At 70.1% G+C, this 16,504-nt stretch carries 19 protein-coding genes; 7 read left to right on the top strand and 12 right to left on the bottom strand.

What is annotated here, in order from left to right; genetic code table 11:
• Positions 1-66: 66 nt before the first annotated feature.
• Genes ACRSBM_RS03100 through ACRSBM_RS03090 form a run of 3 tightly spaced genes read right to left on the bottom strand, consistent with a single transcriptional unit; the run spans position 67 to position 2,824 of the window.
• Positions 67-675, bottom strand: a complete 609-nt coding sequence (locus ACRSBM_RS03100; RefSeq protein WP_434439531.1) for a hypothetical protein — start codon at positions 673-675, stop codon at positions 67-69.
• Complete coding sequence (gene meaB / locus ACRSBM_RS03095; protein ID WP_434439529.1) at positions 672-1,622, bottom strand: methylmalonyl Co-A mutase-associated GTPase MeaB; 951 nt, start codon at positions 1,620-1,622, stop codon at positions 672-674. The genes ACRSBM_RS03100 and meaB overlap by 4 nt, the downstream gene beginning before the upstream one ends.
• A gap of 11 nt (positions 1,623-1,633) precedes the next feature.
• The gene (locus ACRSBM_RS03090) at positions 1,634-2,824 is read right to left on the bottom strand and encodes an acetyl-CoA C-acetyltransferase (protein ID WP_434439526.1); all 1,191 of its coding nucleotides are present in this window, start codon (positions 2,822-2,824) and stop codon (positions 1,634-1,636) included.
• 141 nt (positions 2,825-2,965) lie between these two features.
• Here ACRSBM_RS03090 and mce point away from each other — a divergent pair, with 141 nt between their 5' ends.
• A complete protein-coding gene (gene mce / locus ACRSBM_RS03085; RefSeq protein WP_434439523.1) occupies positions 2,966-3,409 on the top strand; it encodes a methylmalonyl-CoA epimerase in 444 nt (147 codons plus the stop codon).
• On the opposite strand, the gene ACRSBM_RS03080 is transcribed toward mce, so the two are convergent.
• Entirely contained in the window at positions 3,375-3,953 is a 579-nt protein-coding gene (locus ACRSBM_RS03080; protein ID WP_434439520.1) for a TetR/AcrR family transcriptional regulator, read from the bottom strand. The two genes, mce and ACRSBM_RS03080, sit on opposite strands and share 35 nt — an antisense overlap.
• Before the next feature lie 61 nt (positions 3,954-4,014).
• Positions 4,015-4,374 (bottom strand): SPW repeat protein, encoded by a 360-nt coding sequence (locus tag ACRSBM_RS03075; RefSeq protein WP_434452941.1) that lies wholly within the window; start codon positions 4,372-4,374, stop codon positions 4,015-4,017.
• 164 nt (positions 4,375-4,538) lie between these two features.
• On the opposite strand from ACRSBM_RS03075, the gene ccrA reads away from it, so the two are divergent.
• Both ccrA and ACRSBM_RS03065 read left to right on the top strand, forming a co-directional pair.
• A complete protein-coding gene (gene ccrA / locus ACRSBM_RS03070; protein WP_434439518.1) occupies positions 4,539-5,852 on the top strand; it encodes a crotonyl-CoA carboxylase/reductase in 1,314 nt (437 codons plus the stop codon).
• A 36-nt stretch (positions 5,853-5,888) separates the two neighbouring features.
• Positions 5,889-7,283 (top strand): chromosome segregation protein, encoded by a 1,395-nt coding sequence (locus ACRSBM_RS03065; protein ID WP_434439515.1) that lies wholly within the window; start codon positions 5,889-5,891, stop codon positions 7,281-7,283.
• Between the two features lie 89 nt (positions 7,284-7,372).
• Here ACRSBM_RS03065 and ACRSBM_RS03060 read toward each other — a convergent pair whose 3' ends face one another.
• The gene (locus ACRSBM_RS03060; protein WP_434439512.1) at positions 7,373-7,909 is read right to left on the bottom strand and encodes a histidine phosphatase family protein; all 537 of its coding nucleotides are present in this window, start codon (positions 7,907-7,909) and stop codon (positions 7,373-7,375) included.
• A gap of 14 nt (positions 7,910-7,923) precedes the next feature.
• Between ACRSBM_RS03060 and ACRSBM_RS03055 the strand changes: the two genes are divergently transcribed.
• Together ACRSBM_RS03055 and ACRSBM_RS03050 are read left to right on the top strand one after the other, a co-directional pair.
• The gene (locus tag ACRSBM_RS03055; protein WP_434439509.1) at positions 7,924-8,469 is read left to right on the top strand and encodes a GNAT family N-acetyltransferase; all 546 of its coding nucleotides are present in this window, start codon (positions 7,924-7,926) and stop codon (positions 8,467-8,469) included.
• Positions 8,469-9,161: an alpha/beta fold hydrolase gene (locus ACRSBM_RS03050; protein ID WP_434439507.1), complete on the top strand. Its 693-nt coding sequence runs from the start codon at positions 8,469-8,471 to the stop codon at positions 9,159-9,161. Before ACRSBM_RS03055 ends, ACRSBM_RS03050 begins: the two co-directional genes overlap by 1 nt.
• Position 9,162: 1 nt before the next feature.
• Here ACRSBM_RS03050 and ACRSBM_RS03045 read toward each other — a convergent pair whose 3' ends face one another.
• Complete coding sequence (locus ACRSBM_RS03045) at positions 9,163-9,456, bottom strand: hypothetical protein (protein ID WP_434439504.1); 294 nt, start codon at positions 9,454-9,456, stop codon at positions 9,163-9,165.
• 33 nt (positions 9,457-9,489) lie between these two features.
• Here ACRSBM_RS03045 and ACRSBM_RS03040 point away from each other — a divergent pair, with 33 nt between their 5' ends.
• Positions 9,490-9,696: an FmdB family zinc ribbon protein gene (locus ACRSBM_RS03040; protein WP_434439502.1), complete on the top strand. Its 207-nt coding sequence runs from the start codon at positions 9,490-9,492 to the stop codon at positions 9,694-9,696.
• A 32-nt stretch (positions 9,697-9,728) separates the two neighbouring features.
• On the opposite strand, the gene ACRSBM_RS03035 is transcribed toward ACRSBM_RS03040, so the two are convergent.
• The 5 genes from ACRSBM_RS03035 to dhaK form a co-directional block, all read right to left on the bottom strand.
• Positions 9,729-10,316 carry a DUF3558 family protein gene (locus ACRSBM_RS03035; RefSeq protein ID WP_434439500.1) on the bottom strand — a complete coding sequence of 196 codons (588 nt, stop codon included), beginning with the start codon at positions 10,314-10,316 and terminating at the stop codon, positions 9,729-9,731.
• Between the two features lie 43 nt (positions 10,317-10,359).
• Entirely contained in the window at positions 10,360-12,135 is a 1,776-nt protein-coding gene (locus ACRSBM_RS03030) for a 3-hydroxyacyl-CoA dehydrogenase family protein (protein WP_434439497.1), read from the bottom strand.
• 780 nt (positions 12,136-12,915) lie between these two features.
• Complete coding sequence (gene dhaM / locus ACRSBM_RS03025; protein ID WP_434439495.1) at positions 12,916-13,623, bottom strand: dihydroxyacetone kinase phosphoryl donor subunit DhaM; 708 nt, start codon at positions 13,621-13,623, stop codon at positions 12,916-12,918.
• 106 nt (positions 13,624-13,729) lie between these two features.
• Entirely contained in the window at positions 13,730-14,356 is a 627-nt protein-coding gene (gene dhaL / locus ACRSBM_RS03020) for a dihydroxyacetone kinase subunit DhaL (protein WP_434439494.1), read from the bottom strand.
• Between the two features lies 1 nt (position 14,357).
• Complete coding sequence (gene dhaK, locus ACRSBM_RS03015) at positions 14,358-15,350, bottom strand: dihydroxyacetone kinase subunit DhaK (RefSeq protein ID WP_434439491.1); 993 nt, start codon at positions 15,348-15,350, stop codon at positions 14,358-14,360.
• A 145-nt stretch (positions 15,351-15,495) separates the two neighbouring features.
• On the opposite strand from dhaK, the gene ACRSBM_RS03010 reads away from it, so the two are divergent.
• Positions 15,496-16,488: an ABC transporter substrate-binding protein gene (locus ACRSBM_RS03010; RefSeq protein WP_434439488.1), complete on the top strand. Its 993-nt coding sequence runs from the start codon at positions 15,496-15,498 to the stop codon at positions 16,486-16,488.
• Positions 16,489-16,504 lie beyond the last annotated feature (16 nt).

Raw genomic sequence — 16,504 nt, 5'->3', positions numbered from 1 at the left:
GTCAACGGGGAGACCATCACTGCAAGCAGTGAAATTCGAGACTACTGAGAGTAGAGGTTCGTCACGCTAGTGCAGGCCGACGGTGAAGCCCTCGTCGATCACGCCGCGGTAGATCTGGGGAGCGAACGTCCGCAACGCGTGGTCGATCGGGCCGATGAACCCGGCGGAGTCGCCGAGCGGCAGCCGGTACCCGTTCTGCACGTGGTGGAACTCCCAGAGGGGTTCCATGGCCGGGTGCGCGGGGCGGAACTGCCGGGGGTCGCGCGGGTGGAGGTCGACGCGGACGAGGGTGCGGCGGACCAGGGCGTCGGCCAGCTGGACGGCGCGCTCCCGCGTGCGGGAGATCGAGATGGCGCCCAGGTCCTGCCAGGCGACGGCCCACGGCACGCCCTGCGGATCGTCGAGCCGGATGCCCTGTTGCTCGATGACGAGCTTGCGCGGGCGGGAGATGGTCTTCCACCTGACGACGGCCATCGCGCCGATGCCGGTGAACGCGACGCCGATGACGGCCGCGATGCTGCCGCCGACCGGTTCGCCGTCGATGAACGCGGTGACGGCGCCGACCAGGGCGAGAATGCCCAGAACGCCGGCCACGCTGCCGCCCAGCAGGACTTTGCGGGTGTCGCTCTTACCGAGGTCGATGACGACAGGTGGAGGCGCTCCCCAAGCGGTCATTGGGGCAGGTTACCGCTGATCAGCAACTCGGCGGCGGCGAAAGGGTCCAGCTCGCCCTCGACCACGCGCTTCGCGAGCTGGTCGACGGGCGCGAAGCGGGTCCGGACGCGTTCCACGGCGATCGCCTCGATCTCGGCGCCGGCTCGGCGGAGGCGGCGTTCCTCCAGTTCGCCGTGTTCGGCCATCCACGACTGGTGTTCGGCGATCGCCCCGACCACGCGGTCCACGCCTTCCATCCGTGCGGCCACGGTTTTCACGACGGGCGGGCGCCAGAGCGGGCCGGAGCGGTCGCGGCGGCCCAGGGAGATCATGTACTTGAGGTCGCGCGCGGTCTGGTCGGCACCGTCGCGGTCGGCCTTGTTGACGACGAAGACGTCGGCGATCTCCAGGATGCCCGCCTTGGCTGCCTGGATGCCGTCACCCATGCCGGGGGCCAGCAGGACGAGCGTCGTGTCGGCCAGTGCGACGATCTCGACCTCGGACTGCCCCACGCCGACCGTTTCGACGAGGATCACGTCGAAACCGGCGGCGTCGAGCACGCGCAACGCCTGAGGGGTGGCCCAGGACAGGCCGCCGAGGTGGCCGCGGGTGGCCATCGAGCGGATGAAGACGCCGGGGTCGGTGGCGTGGTCGCCCATGCGCACGCGGTCGCCGAGAAGCGCGCCGCCGGAGAACGGGCTGGACGGGTCGACGGCGATCACCGCGACCCGTTTGCCCTCCTCCCGGAAGGCGCGCACGAGTGCGTTGGTGGAGGTCGACTTGCCCACACCGGGAGCTCCGGTCAGGCCGATGACCCGCGCATGACCCGTGTGGGGAGCGAGAGCGGCAGCCACCTGCGGTAGTTGCGCACTTCCCTGTTCCACCAGCGAGATCAGCCTGGCGACCGCGCGCGGTTCGCCGTCACGCGCGCGGTCGACCAGTCCTTTCACGTCAACAGCTGTGGCCACAGCCGAGGACACTAGGCCCTGGAGGGAACACGGATGATCAGAGCGTCGCCCTGACCACCACCACCGCACAGCGCCGCCGCACCCACGCCGCCACCGCGCCGCTGCAGCTCGAGAGCGAGGTGCAGGGCGATGCGGGCGCCGGACATGCCGATCGGGTGGCCTAGTGCGATGGCACCGCCGTTGACGTTGACCTTGTCCTCGGGAATCCCGAGCTGACGGGAGGAGACGATGCCGACCGCCGCGAACGCCTCGTTGATCTCGATCAGGTCGAGGTCGGCGGGCTCGATGCCCTCCTTGGCGCAGGCGGCCTTGATGGCGTTGGACGGCTGCTCGTGCAGCGAGGCGTCGGGACCCGCGACGACGCCGTGGGCGCCGATCTCCGCGATCCACTCCAGGCCCAGTTCCTCGGCCTTGGCCTTGCTCATCACGACGACGGCGGCAGCGCCGTCGGAGATCTGCGACGCCGAGCCCGCGGTGATGGTGCCGTCCGCGGCGAACGCCGGGCGCAGCTTGCCGAGGGTGTCGGCGGTCGTATCACCGCGCACGCCCTCGTCCGTGCTGAACAGGATCGGGTCGCCCTTGCGCTGCGGGATCGCGACCGGCGCGATCTCGGCGTCGAAGACACCGTTCTCGGCGGCCTTCGCGGCGAGCTGGTGCGAACGCGCGGAGAACGCGTCCTGCTCCTCGCGCGTGACGCCGTAGCGGCCGTTGTACTTCTCGGTCGAGATGCCCATGGCGACCTGGTCGAACGCGCAGAACAGGCCGTCGTGCGCCATGTGGTCGACCATCGTCACGTCGCCGTACTTGAACCCGCCGCGCGACTTGGGCAGCAGGTGCGGCGCCTGGGTCATCGACTCCTGGCCACCGGCCACGACGACGTCGAACTCACCGGCGCGGATCAGCTGGTCGGCCAAGGCGATCGCGTCGATGCCGGACAGGCAGACCTTGTTGATGGTCAGCGCCGGGACGCTCATCGGGATGCCGGCGGCCACCGCGGCCTGGCGGGCGGGGATCTGGCCGGCGCCGGCGGTCAGGACCTGACCCATGATCACGTACTGCACCTGCTCGGGCGCCACGCCCGCGCGCTCCAGTGCGGCCTTGATCGCGACGCCACCGAGCTGGGCGCCGGAGAAGTCCTTGAGCGACCCCAGCAGTCGGCCCATCGGGGTACGCGCCCCGGCGACGATCACGGAACCGGACACAACTGCCTCCATTGAAAGAGCGAACGGCTGGAAGAGCGAACGGTCGTTAACTAAGCACCATACCTGGGGCTACCGGGCGGTAATCGTGTGAGACCCCGCACAGGAGCACCTGCACCGATCAGGTGGATACCCTTCCCCGCTATGAACGCAGAGCTCGCTCGATTCGTGACCGCGATCGACCACGTGGGCATCGCCGTGCCCGACCTCGACGTCGCCATCGCGTTCTACCGCGACAACTTCGGCCTCGAGGTCGCTCACGAAGAGGTGAACGAGGAACAGGGCGTGCGCGAGGCGATGCTGCACGCGCCCGGCGACCACGGCGGCACCGCGATCCAGCTGCTCGCGCCGCTGAACGAGGACTCGACGATCGCCAAGTTCATCGGCCGCTCCGGGCCCGGCCTGCAGCAGCTCGCCTACCGGGTGTCCGATGTGGACGTCGCGGCCGACGCGCTGCGGGCCAAGGGCCTGCGCCTGCTCTACGACGCAGCCAAGCGCGGCACGTCGAACAGCCGGGTCAACTTCGTGCACCCCAAGGACGCGGGCGGCGTGCTCATCGAGCTGGTCGAACCCGCGGCGAAGCATTAGCGACGAGGGCACTGGCCACGAACGTCAGTTCCCGGTCGATCGGGTCGTCCTCGTCGCTGTGCCGCGCCACCGAGTGCCGGTAGCTCACGGCCAGCGCGAGGAGAGCCGCGGCCGCCTCGACGTCCTTGATCGCGACGGCGGCACCGCCCGCGGCGAGGATGACCTGCTTGATCTGCGCGGCGACGTTGTCGTAGCGCGCCTGCATCGCGTCACGCACCGCCGAATGCGTATCCGCTTCACGCCACAACAGGTGTGACAGCAGCGGTGAGGCGTTCAAGCGCGCGTCGAGTGCCGCGACGAGCCTTCGCAACGACTCGGCGACGTCTCCCGCGACGACGACCCTGCGCTGGTCGACCGTGCTGTCCGGCAACCGCGCGACCAGTGCGGCGAGCAGGTCCTTCTTGCGGTTGAAGTAGTAGTGCACCAGGCCTTTGGGCACGCCGGCGCGTTCGGCGATCCGCGAGGTCGGGGTGGCGTCGAAGCCCGAGTCGGCGAACAACTCCTCGGCCGCGGCCAGGATGCGCTCCTTGGCCGAATCGTCCACGCGTTCCTCCACGGGTGTGTGGGCCCGGGAACACTCCTGGGCCCACAGCTTTCCTGACTGATCAGTGCGGTTGCGCCGCGGCCGTGTGTGCCGCGTTCGCCGCGGGCATCGCCAGCGCCCCCGCGGCCACGGTGAGCACACCACCGACCCAGGAGACCCACGAGGCCGCCATCATGTCGGTGTAGCCCATCACCCACGGCGAGATGAACAGCAGTGCTCCGAGCACCATCTGCAGGTACTCGCCGTAGATCATCGCGGGCCTGGCGAGATCGACGAGCCCGTCGATCGCGATGAGCGCGCCGAGCACGATCATCGTCCACATGGCCGCGTTCGAGGTGTCCATGACGAGCGGAGAGAGCAGCACCAGCACGCCGATCGCAACTTCGGCCCAGTCCTGCCACCTGGTCCACGCCTTGGTCATCTCCACACACCTCCTCCTTCTCGGACGCCCTCCATCGTCCTCCTTGGTTGGCCGCCCGGTCAAGAAATCTGGGTGGGATCCCTCACAGGCGTGATTCTGGATCGTTTACTGATGAGTAACCTCCGGCAACCTGCGACTATCCCTCACTGGGAAGGAATGCCGCCGTGCAGAAGATCCTTGATGCGATCCTGGCCGGAGAGCTGGACGCGATCGGTTCGTTGGACGTTCCGGAGAGCTATCGGGGCGTGACAGTGCACGCGGACGAGGCCGACATGTTCTCCGGTCTCGAGACGCGGGACAAGGACCCGCGCAAGTCGCTGCACGTCGACGAGGTCGCCACGCCGGAGCTCGGTCCTGGCGAGGCGCTGGTCGCCGTCATGGCGTCCGCGATCAACTACAACACCGTGTGGACCTCGATCTTCGAGCCGGTGTCCACGTTCGGCTTCCTGCGCAAGCTGGGCGGCCGCCACGACCTGCCGTACCACGTCGTGGGATCGGACCTGGCCGGCGTCGTCGTGCGCACCGGTCCCGGCGTCACCGCGTGGAAGCCGGGCGACCGCGTCGTCGCGCACTGCCTGGACGTGCCGCTGGAGGCGCCGGACGGCCACAACGACACGATGCTCGACCCCCAGCAGCGGATCTGGGGCTTCGAGACGAACTTCGGTGGCCTCGCGGACCTCGCGCTGGTGAAATCGAACCAGCTGATGCCGATGCCGAAGCACCTCACGTGGGAGGAGGCGGCGTCGCCGGGTCTGGTGAACTCCACCGCGTACCGGCAGCTGGTGTCGACCAACGGCGCGAACATGAAGCAGGGCGACACGGTCCTGATCTGGGGCGCGTCCGGCGGTCTGGGTTCGTACGCGACGCAGTTCGCGCTGAACGGTGGCGCGACGCCGGTCTGCGTCGTCTCCTCGCCGGAGAAGGCGGCGATCGTCCGTTCGATGGGCGCCGAACTGATCATCGACCGTTCCGCCGAGGGCTACAAGTTCTGGAAGAACGAGCACGAGCAGGACCCGCGCGAGTGGAAGCGGTTCGGCGCGAAGATCCGCGAGCTGACGGGCGGCGAGGACCCGGACATCGTGTTCGAGCACCCCGGCCGCGAGACGTTCGGCGCGTCGGTGTTCGTGGCGCGCAAGGGCGGCAAGATCGTGACGTGCGCCTCGACGTCCGGGTACATGCACCAGTACGACAACCGCTACCTCTGGATGAACCTCAAGCACATCCTCTCGTCCCACTTCGCGAACTACCGCGAGGCGTGGGAGGCGAACCGCTTGATCGCCAAGGGAAAGATCCACCCGACGGTGTCCAAGGTGTACTCAATGGACGAAACGGGTCAGGCGGCTTTCGATGTGCACCGCAACGCGCACCAGGGCAAGGTCGGCGTGCTGTGCCTTGCGCCGGAAGAGGGTCTTGGTGTGCTCGATCACGAACTGCGCGCGAAGCACCTCACAGCTATCAATCGATTCCGGGGTGTGTGACCTTCCGGGGTTACCCGAACGGGTAGCGTGAGGGGCATGGGCCTCGCCGACGACCGTGACCTCGTCCCACTGGGATCCGGCTTCGACATCGTCAAGCGCGGTTACGACCGCGCTCAGGTCGAGGATCATCTCGAACGCCTCGACTCGGACCTGCGGCTGCTCGCCGCGGACCGCGATGCCGCTGTGTCCCAGACGTCCGATCTGGCGCGCCAGCTGGAAGCCGCACGCTCGGAGATGACCGAGCTGCGCAACCAGGTGGAGCGCCTGTCGCTGCCGCCGACGACGCTGGAGGGGCTCTCCGAGCGCCTCCAGCGCATGCTGCGGCTGGCCCAGGACGAGGCGAACGAGATCAAGGCCCGCGCCGAAGCGGAGGGCGGGCACATCCGCGCCAAGGCGGAAGCCGACGCGGGTGTGCTGCGCCAGCGCTACGAGAAGCTGATCGTCGAGCTGGACGAGCGCCGTGCGCAGATGGAAGCCGAGCACAAGGGCGTGCTGGAGACCGCGCGCGCCGAGGCCGAGAAGATCGTCTCCGAGGCGGAGGCCGCCGCCCGCAAGATCGCCGACGAGTCCGAGCAGCGCCGCGTGACCGTCGAAGAGGACTTCGAGATCGCGATGGCCGCCCGCCGCTCCGAGGCGATGGCCACCCTGGCCACCCAGGAGGCCACCTCGAAGTCCGAGGCAGACCGCCGCCTGCGCGAGGCCGCCGAGGAAGCCGCCCGCGTCCGAGCCGCGATCGCCGCCGAGCAGACCGCCTCGAAGGCCGACGCCGAACGCCGAGTCCGCGAGGCCACCGAAGAGGCGAACCGCCGCCGCCACGACGCGATCACCGAGGCCACCGCCCGCATCCAGGAAGCCACGGACGAGGCGAACCGCCGAGTCCGCGAGGCCACCGAGGAAGCCAACCGCCGCACCGCCGCCGCCACGCAGCGCGTCGAACAGCTCCGCAACCTCCGCAACCGCCTCTCGCACCAGCTCCACAACGTGCGGACGGCGCTGCAGGACGTCGTGCCGCTGCTCGACCCCGTGGAGGAGGAGAAGGCGTCCACGGCCCCGGCTCAGGGTGGCGCCTCAGCCCCGGCCCAGGATGGCGCCCCGGCTCAGGAGGGCGGCCCGGCTCAGGGTGGCGGCCCGGTTCCGGCCCAGCCCGCTCCCGGCCAGCCCGCTCAGGCTGCCGCCGCGCAGGGCCGTGGTCCGGCGCAGCCTGGCCAGGCGCAGTCCACTCAGGCCCAGCCTGGTCCGGCTGCTCCCGCGCAGGCCCCACAGACTGCTCCGGCGCAGGCCGCTCCGAAGGCGCCGGCCACTCCTCCCCAGTCCCAGCAGGCCACGCCCGCGGGACCGAGCAAGCCCGGCCAGACGCCCCAGGCCCAGAAGCCTCAGGTCGACGGCCCCACGGCCAAGCTCACCCGCCCGCAACCGGCCAAGAAGTCCTGACACCACACGCTTCGCAGGGGTCCCCCGCCCAGGGGGACCCCTGATTTCAATTATCCCAGCCGACACCGACAGTTTCGCGTCCGCGCAGGTCAGCGCGTGATTTCGTAGATCGCCGGCATCGGCATCGCGCGGCAGGACGCCCAGTCCGCGCGCTGCCCCGCCGCGATCAGCGCGCGCGAGAGGAACGTCCCGTGCGACCCCACGAGCACGGTGGCGTTCGGGTATTCCTCTGCCATGCGCGCCAAGGCCGTTCCCGCTCGCACAGTCAGCCCGTCGAGGCTCTCCCCCGCCCCGTGCGCAAAGCCTGGGTTCGCCCAGCTGTGGGCGTACAACGTCTCCCAGTCCGCGCTCGGCACCAGCCCCGACTCCCACTCCCGCAGCTCCGGCCAGGTGACCACGCCGAGGCCCAGGGCGTCAGCGGCGGGCGTGACCGTCTGCACCGCCCTGAGCTGCGGGCTCGACAGCACTGCCGCGGGTGCGTACGCGGTGAGTCGCTCGGCCAGCGACTCCGCCGCCGCCAAGCCTGCCGCGCTCAACGGGCGCTGGTCGTCGTCGGGGTGGCCAAGGCGCGGCAAGACGGACTGTGCGTGGCGCACCAATACGATTCGTGTGGGCACAACACTCATCTTGGGGGAACAGGATGTTCGTGAAATCGCTGGGCACCGACGGTGCGGAGCTCAGGCCGTTGGAGCCGTGGCACGCCGAAGAGTTCTTCGCGCACATGGAACGCGGCAGGGAGTTCATCGGGCGGCACATCGGGTTCGCGGACGCCGCCAAAGACCTGGAGAGTGCGCGCGGCCTGTTGCAGGGCTACGCGGACAAGGCGGCGAACGACACCGGGCGGATCTGTGGGATCTGGCTCGACGACAAGCTCGTCGGGGGCGTGCTGCTGCGCGTGCTGGACGTGCCGCAGGGGCGCGCCGAGGCCGGGTGCTGGCTCGAGCCGTCCGCGACCGGCAAGGGGCTGATCACGCGGGCGTCCCGGGTCCTGATCGACTGGGCGATTCGCGAGCGCGGCGTGCATCGGGTTGAGTGGCTGGTGTCGTCGGAGAACGCGCCTAGCATCGCGGTCGCGCGGCGGCTCGGGATGAGCAGGGACGGGGTGCTGCGCTCGTACTTCCTGCACCGCGGGGTCCGGCAGGATCTCGAGGTGTGGTCGGTGCTGGCGCCGGAGTGGGAGAGCTGATGGACGATCTGGTGCTGCTGCACGCCTTTCCGCTTGACGCGCGGATGTGGGACGTGCCGGGCGCGCTGACGCCGTCGTTGCGCGGCCACGGCGAGCCCGACCTCGACACCGTCGCGGCTCAGGTTCTCGCCGTGCTCGACGAACGGAAGCTGGACAGGGTCGTCCTCGGCGGGTGCTCGATGGGCGGTTACGTGGCGATGGCGCTGCTGAGGCGGGCACCGGAACGCGTGCGGGGCCTGGTTTTCGTCGACACCAAGCACACCGCGGACCCGCCGGAGGCGGTCGAGACCAGGCACGCGATGGCGGACCGCGTCGAACGCGAGGGCGTCGGCGCGTGGCTCGCGGACGCGATGCTGCCGAACCTGCTCAGCCCGAACGCCTCGGACACGGCGCGGGCGTTGGTGCGCACCATGATCCTGGAGCAGCGGGCCGAGGACGTGGCGTGGTGGCAGCGGGCGATGGCGAAGCGGCCCGACTCCGCGGACGTGCTGGAGTCACTGGACGTCCCGTCGCTGGTGCTCGTCGGTGAGCACGACAAGCTCACGCCGCCGGACGTGGCCGCGAAGCTCGCGGTGACGTTGCGGCACGCGACGAGCGAGCGCATCGAGGACGCGGGGCACCTGCCGCCGGTCGAGCAGCCGGAGGAGTTCCTCGCCCGGCTGGAGCGGTGGCGCAAGCAGACAGGGATCTAGGTCACCAGCGGCGCGCGGTCGGACCTCGCCGGCCGCGCGAGTTCCAGCAGGCCTGGTGCCAGTGGCGGCGCTCCTCCACCGAGCCGGTCTCCTGCGCGGGCCACGCCACGACGTGCGCGACGCCGGGGCGGATCTCGTGGTCGCAGCCGGGACAGCGGTAGGTCTTCTGCGCCTGCGCGCCCGAGATGGCGCGGACCAGCCAGTCGCCGTCCGGGCCCGACTCGGCGCGCGCCCAGCCGACACCGCCACCGAGGGGTCGTGGCTCTTCCGGCTTGGGGCTGTTACGACGGGGCACCGCAACAAGGTAAACCGCTCGTAGAATCAGGCCGTGCCGACCTACGAGTTCCGTTGCCGAACCTGCGACGACACCTTCGACGTGCAGCGTCCGATGAGTGAGTCGTCCTCACCGGCGAACTGCCCCGAGGGCCATCCCGACACGGTGAAGCTGCTGTCCATGGCCGGGATCGGCGGCACGCAGCAGGCCGCACCAGGTGGTGGCGGCGGCGGGTGCTGCGGCGGAGGCTGCTGCGGCTAGCCAGGTCGTCTGCGGCCAGGACGTCTCGCGGGCTAGGACGTCTCGCGGTCGATCAGCACCTCGGCGATCTTGCGGCCCTGGTCGCAGACGGTGCCGAACTTGCCGGACGAGTCGATGACGATGATCCCGAGCCCACCGCCGTCGTAGGGCACGACGAGCACGCACGAGGGCTCGACCTCCTCCTCGCCGGTGCGGTCGAGGTACGAGACCTTGTGGCCCTTCACGTCCCACTCGCCGGTGGTGCGCTCGATCGTGATCTGCTTGCCCTCGCGGAACCGCAGGGAGACACCGACTTCGACGTCGTCGACCTTCGTCGTCCACCGGCACGACTGGTCGAACGTCGAGTCGTAGTTGATCTGCGTGGGCGGCGTCTCGGCCTTCGCCCCGGGGTAGGGCAGGTCCGTCCACTTCAGCTTCGCGCAGACGCCCTGCACCTCGCCGTCGATGGGCGCGTTCTCGGGGTCGGGTTCCTCGGACGCGCTCGGGTCCGCGGACTCCTCCTGGTCGAACGGCGAGGAAGCGTCGAGCGGTGCCTGCGCTACCGGACTGCCCTCGACGGTCGCCCCGGCACAGCCGGACGCGAGCACGAGGACAGCCAACAGGAGCACCAGTCGCCGCATGCCCACACCATGCCAGACGCGACATGGTGCCCCTGTTAGCGAATCACGAGTAGTCGCGGAAGCCCTTGCCCGTCTTGCGGCCGAGGCGACCGGCCGTGACCAGGTGCTCCAGCAGCGGCGCGGGGGCGAACCCGGGCTCACGGAACTCGTTGTAGAGCGTGCGCTGGATCGCCAGCGACACGTCCAGGCCCACGACATCCAGCAGCGCGAACGGTCCCATCGGCAGGCCGCAGCCGACCTTCATCGCGTTGTCGATGTCGTCGGCCTCGGCGTAGTGCGCCTCCAGCATCCTCACCGCGTCGTTGAGGTACGGGAAGAGCAGCGCGTTCACGATGAAGCCGGCGACGTCACCGCAGTGCACCGGGTGCTTGCCGAGGTCGAGGCAGATCCTGCGGGCCGTCGCGACCACGTCGGCGCTCGTGGAGATCGTCTCGACGACCTCGACCAGCTTCATGACCTGCGCCGGGTTGAAGAAGTGCAGGCCCACGACGTCCCCCGGCCTGGACGTGGCGGCGGCGACCTCGATGACGGGCAGCGAGGACGTGGTCGTCGCGAGCACGGCGCCGGGCTTGCACACCTCGTCGAGCGCCGCGAAGACCTCCTTCTTGATCCCGATCTCCTCGGCCACCGCCTCGACGACCAGGTCGCAGTCCGCCAGGTCCACGAACTCGACTGCGGGGCTGATGCGCGCCAGTGCCGCGTCACGGTCGGCTTCGGCGAGCTTGCCCTTGCTGACCGCGCGCTCCAGCGACTTGCGCACGGCGCCGATCGACTTCTCCGCCTTCTCCAGGCTGCGGGCGCGCAACACCACGTCGTACCCGCGCTTCGCGAACACCTCCGCGATGCCCGTCGCCATCGTGCCCGTGCCGATGACACCGACCCGTTGGACGTCACGGGTCTGGACGTTCGCGTCCACTTCGGACGGTGTGTGCACGTCCTTGACGACGACCGGCGAATCAGGCCCGTCGTAGGTGTAGAAACCACGCCCGCTCTTGCGGCCCAGCAAGCCCGCGGTGATCATCTGCTTGAGCAGCGGCGCCGGCGAGTGCAGACGGTTGCGCGACTGGTGGTACATCGTGTCGAGGATCTCGTACGCGGTGTCGAGACCGATGAGGTCCAGCAGCGCCAACGGCCCCATCGGGTAACCGCAGCCGTACCGCATGGCCGCGTCGAGGTCCTCGCGCGTCGCGTACTTGGACTCCAGCATCTTGACCGCGTGGTTCAGGTACGGGAAGAGCAACGCGTTCGCGATGAAGCCCGCCCTGTCACCGATCACGACCGGCGACTTGCCCAGCCGCTCCGTGAACGCGACCACGTCCGTGATCACGTCCGGCTCCGTGACGACCGTGCGCACGACCTCGACGAGCTTGAGCACCTGCGTCGGGTTGAAGAAGTGCAGGCCGACGACCTTGCCCGGCCGCCCGGTGTGCACGCCGATCTCGGTGATCGACAGCGACGACGTGTTCGACGCGATGATCGCCTCGGGCTCGAGGATCTCGTCGAGTTCCTTGAAGATCCGCGCCTTGAGTCCGACGTTCTCCGGCACCGCCTCGATCACCAGGTCGCACCCGGCGAGGCTGCGCAGGTCGAGCGACGTGCTGATGCGCTCGTGGAGAGCGGTCTTCTCAGCCTCGGTGAGCTTCTCGCGCTTGACGGCCCGCAGCGTCGAGTGCTCCAGGTGCCCGAGGCCGCGCTCGACGCCTGCCGCGTCGACATCCACCACCTTCACCACGAGCCCGGTGCGCGCGAGTACCTCCACGATGCCCGCGCCCATGGTTCCGAAGCCGACGACTCCGACGGTCTTGATCTCGCGCGCCACTGCAGACCTCCCTGCGGGGTAAAACGTGGGCTACCTGGGCTACTTGGGAGTAACTTGCGGGCGACTATGCCACTCCGAGCGCGAACAGCGGCCGTGAGCTTCGCCATCGGGATCGAGACAGTAATCGGTCCAGCGGCCTGGTGGAGCTGGCATTTTGCCTGTTCAACCCTTGTGGGGGAACGCGTTGCTGCGCCATCCGGGTCCGGTGTCGGGGTGGTCGCGCTCCTTTCTGGGGGAGCCGGGGATGAGCAAGCGAGGCGCGGAACCGGGCAGGTCGGGGCTCCGGGTGGGCCGGGGCCGGCTGGGGTTAGCGGGCTCCCGGGGTTGACGGGCTCCCAGGCTGGCGGGCCGACGGGTTGGCGGGCTGGCGGCCGGGCCGACGGGATGCCGGGCCGACGGGATGCCGAGCCGACGGGATGCCGGACTGGCGGGATGCCGGACCGACGGGATGCCGGGCCGACGGGATGCCGGGCTGGCGGGATGCCGGACTGGCGGGATGCCGGGACCGGCGGGATGCCGGAACCGGCGGGATGCTGGGTTGCCGGACCGGCTGGTTGGCGGGCTCGCGGACTCCCAGGCTCGCGGGCAGGCCGGGGGCTCCCCGCTCTGGCGGGCCGGGCTTTGGTGGGCCGAGGTTCCGGGGAGGCCCGACCCTCAGGCACGCCCGAACCCAGGCACGCCGAGGTCCAGGCAGGCCGAGTCCCAGGCAGGACCAGGCGCGGCGAGTGCGGAAGCCGCTCGATGCCGGATGCCGCGTGCCTCCTCGCGGCGGGTGAGCGTCTAGTCGTCGAACCCCCTCTCCGCCAGCTCCTCGATGCGCCGCACCGCCTCGCCGGCGTCCTTGCCCGTCGCCACCACCGTGATCGATGTGCCGCCTGGCGCGCTCAGGCCCATCAAGGCCAGCACGCTGGCCGCGTTCGCCTCCTCGTCGCCGTAGCGGACGACGACGTCGGCGTCCAGTTCGGCGACCGTGCGGGCCAGGAGGGCCGCTGGGCGTGCGTGCAGGCCGACTTCGTTCGTCAGCAGCACTTCCGCCGACACCGCGTCCGGTACCAGGTGCAGGGCCGGCCGTGTCGGGGCGGCCACCGGGGCCTCGCCGGACGCGCCCTCGGCCGCCGCCGCCACGTCCGCCGACGAGGCGCCTCCCTGGGCGGCGACGGCTGCGGCCACCGTGCCTTCCACCAGCGGTGCGTCGACCACGGCGTAGCGGGACGGGTCGTCCGCCGACTCCACGGCCATCTCGGCTGTCATCTTGGCGCTGCCGAGGTCGTAGAGCACGACTACGCCTGCGCCGGAGTCGGCGTCGGCCAGTGCCTCGACGACCGCGCCGTAGTCGGTGCCCAGACCGCCTTCCTCCGTGCCGCCCACGGGCAGCACGGAGACGTCGGGGGCCATCTGGGCGGCCAGTTCGGCCACTCCGTTCGCGAGCATGTCGCTGTGGGAGACGACCACCAGGCCGACCCGGCTGGTGTTCGACGCCGCCGTCATGACGACACCTCCGCCCCGGCCGGACGACCGCAAGATCGGCGGAACACGTCAGACTCGAAGCGCGCGACTGCCGCACCGGCCTCGCAACGCACCACACCCGGCGCCGTCATGCCTTGGCCGCCGCGTCCGCGAAGGCGCGCAGCAGCAGCGCCGTCGACCTGGCACCCGGATCGAGGTGGCCGGCGCTGCGCTCGCCGAGGTACGAGGCGCGGCCCTTGCGCGCGACCATCGGCACGGTCGAGGAGGCGCCCTCCTCGGCCGCGTCGGCGGCTGCCGACAGCACCGCGGCCACCGAGCCGTCCACGCCCGCGGCGGCGGCCACGGCCGGGGTCAGCGCGTCGATCATCGTCTTGTCGCCCACCGCGGCCTTGCCACGGGCCACCACGCCGTCCAGCGCTGCCTGCAGCGCGCGGGACACCGTCTCGCGGTCCAGCTCGGCCGCGTCGCCCACCGCGGCCGACGCGCGCAGGAATGCGGTGCCGTACAACGGGCCTGCCGCGCCGCCCACCGTCGAGATCAGCGTCGTGGCGGCCAGCTTGAGCACCTTGCCCGGGGTGTCGGGCGGCTCAGCGTCCAAACGGGACAGCAGCGCGGTGAAGCCGCGCTTCATGTTCTCGCCGTGGTCCGCGTCGCCGATCGCCTGGTCGAGGCGCACCAGCTCGTCGCGGTGCTCCTGCACCACGAGAGCGGCGGCTCGCAGGGCCGCCACGACGTCCGCTGCCGTGCATCCCACGTCAGACTCCCCACCGCAGTGCGGCCGTGTGCACCGGCGCGTCCCACAGCTCGACCATCTCGTCGTCCAGCTTCAGCAGCGTGAGACTCATGCCCTGCATTTCCAGACTGGTGATGTACGGGCCGACGAGCCTGCGTTCCACGGTGATCCCCCGATCAGCCAGCAACTGTTCCGCGATGCCATGCGCCAAGTACAGCTCGATCAACGGAGTCCCGCCCATCGAGTTGGTGAACAGCAGCACCCGGTCGCCCGACGTGAACGGCAGGTCTTCCAGGATCGGGTCGAGCAACGCCGACACCATCTCCGACGCGGTACCGGCCGGCACCCGATGACGGCCCGGCTCGCCGTGGATGCCGATGCCGATCTCCATCTCGTCGTCGGCCAGCGAGAAGCTCGGCTCCCCCACGTGCGGCACCGTGCACGAGGTCAGCGCGAGCCCCATCGAGCGCACCGACGCGATCACCCGCTGGGCCAGCGCCTCACACGCCGCCAGATCATCACCGCGTTCCGCCGCCGCGCCCACGATCTTCTCCAGCAGCACCGTGCCACCGACGCCGCGGCGACCGGCCGTGAACAGCGAGTCCTTCACCGCCACGTCGTCGTCGACCACGACGCTGCGCACCTCGGACTCCGCGAGCTCGCCGGCCATCTCGAAGTTCAGCACGTCACCGGTGTAGTTCTTCACGATCAGCAACGCGCCAGCGCCGCCGTCGGTCCGCACGACCGCGTCGAGGACCTGGTCCGACGTCGGTGACGTGAACACCGCGCCCGGACAGGCCGCGTCGAGCATGCCGCGCCCCACGAACCCGCCGTGCAACGGCTCGTGGCCCGACCCTCCTCCCGAGATGATCGCGACCTTGCCCCGCACCGGGGCGTCCGCGCGCACGACGACCGCGGGGTCGAGGTGCACGGTCAGCAGATCGGGATGGGCGGCCTGCATCCCCCGCAGCGCGTCCTGCACCACGGTTTCCGGATCATTGATGATCTTCTTCATCGAGCTGCCCTTCCCAGGAGTCGGTGACCGTGTTCCTTCTTACTCCGGGGGTCTGACACTCGGAACGGGCAAAGGACACCGGTACCGTTAGGCCGCCCTAAGAACCGCAGGTCAACATCACGTTCCGTAGTGGAGGAACAACGTCGTGTCGAAGACAGCAGCGTTGCTGGTCGCAGTCGCCCTGACCCTGACGGCCTGCTCGAGCACGCCGGACAAACCGACCGTCGCGCAGGGCGGCGAGGACTTCGGCAAGGCCACCGAGCTGAGCAACGGCTTCGGCACGACCGCGAAGCCCGGCGAGTTCCCCCGCACGGTCAAGCACGCGATGGGTGAGACCAAGCTCGAAAAGAAGCCCGAACGGGTGATCGTGCTCGACACGGGTGAACTCGACAACGTCGTGGCGCTGGGCATCAAGCCGGTCGGCATCGCCTACACCGACGGCTCGCCGACCATGCCGTCCTACATCGGCGACAAGGGCGGCACGCCGGAGAACGTCGGCACGACCAACAACCTCAACCTCGAAGCGATCACGAAGCTGAACCCGGACCTGATCCTGGGCTCGCAGCTGCGCGCGGAGGCCCTCTACCCGAAGCTCGCGGCGATCGCCCCGACCGTCTTCTCGGTGCGCCCCGGCTACGTGTGGAAGGAGAACTTCCTCCTCAACGCCGCCGCGCTCGACCGCCAGGCCGACGCCGCGAAGATGCTCGAGGACTACACGAACAAGGCCACCGAGACCGGCACCGCCATCGAGAAGAAGCTCGGCGTGCGCCCGACCGTGACGGCCCTGCGCTTCATGCCGGGCCGCATCCGCCTGTACGCCAAGAAGTCCTTCATCGGCACGATCCTGATCGACGCCAAGATCCCGCAGCCGTCGCCGTCCCAGGTGGACGAGCTGGCCGCCGAGGTGAGCGCGGAGCAGATCACCAAGGCCGACGCCGACTTCGTCGTCTACTCCACCTACGGCGACCCGGCGAAGACCGCGCAGGCCTCGGTGCTCGGCGGTCCGCTGTGGAGCGGCCTGAACGCCGTCAAGGCCGGCAAGGCCAAGCCCGTCCTCGACGAGACCTACTTCCTCGGCCTCGGCGTGCTCGCCGCGAACGTGGTCCTCGACGACCTCAAGAAGCAGCTCGGCGCGTAGGGCGCGGCCGCGCGGG

The sequence above is a fragment of the Lentzea xerophila genome (genome assembly GCF_051094245.1).
GTDB classification, from domain to species: domain Bacteria; phylum Actinomycetota; class Actinomycetes; order Mycobacteriales; family Pseudonocardiaceae; genus Lentzea; species Lentzea xerophila.
The sequence above is the reverse complement of the archived record's forward strand: the minus strand, read 5'-3'. Positions and strand labels throughout refer to the sequence as shown.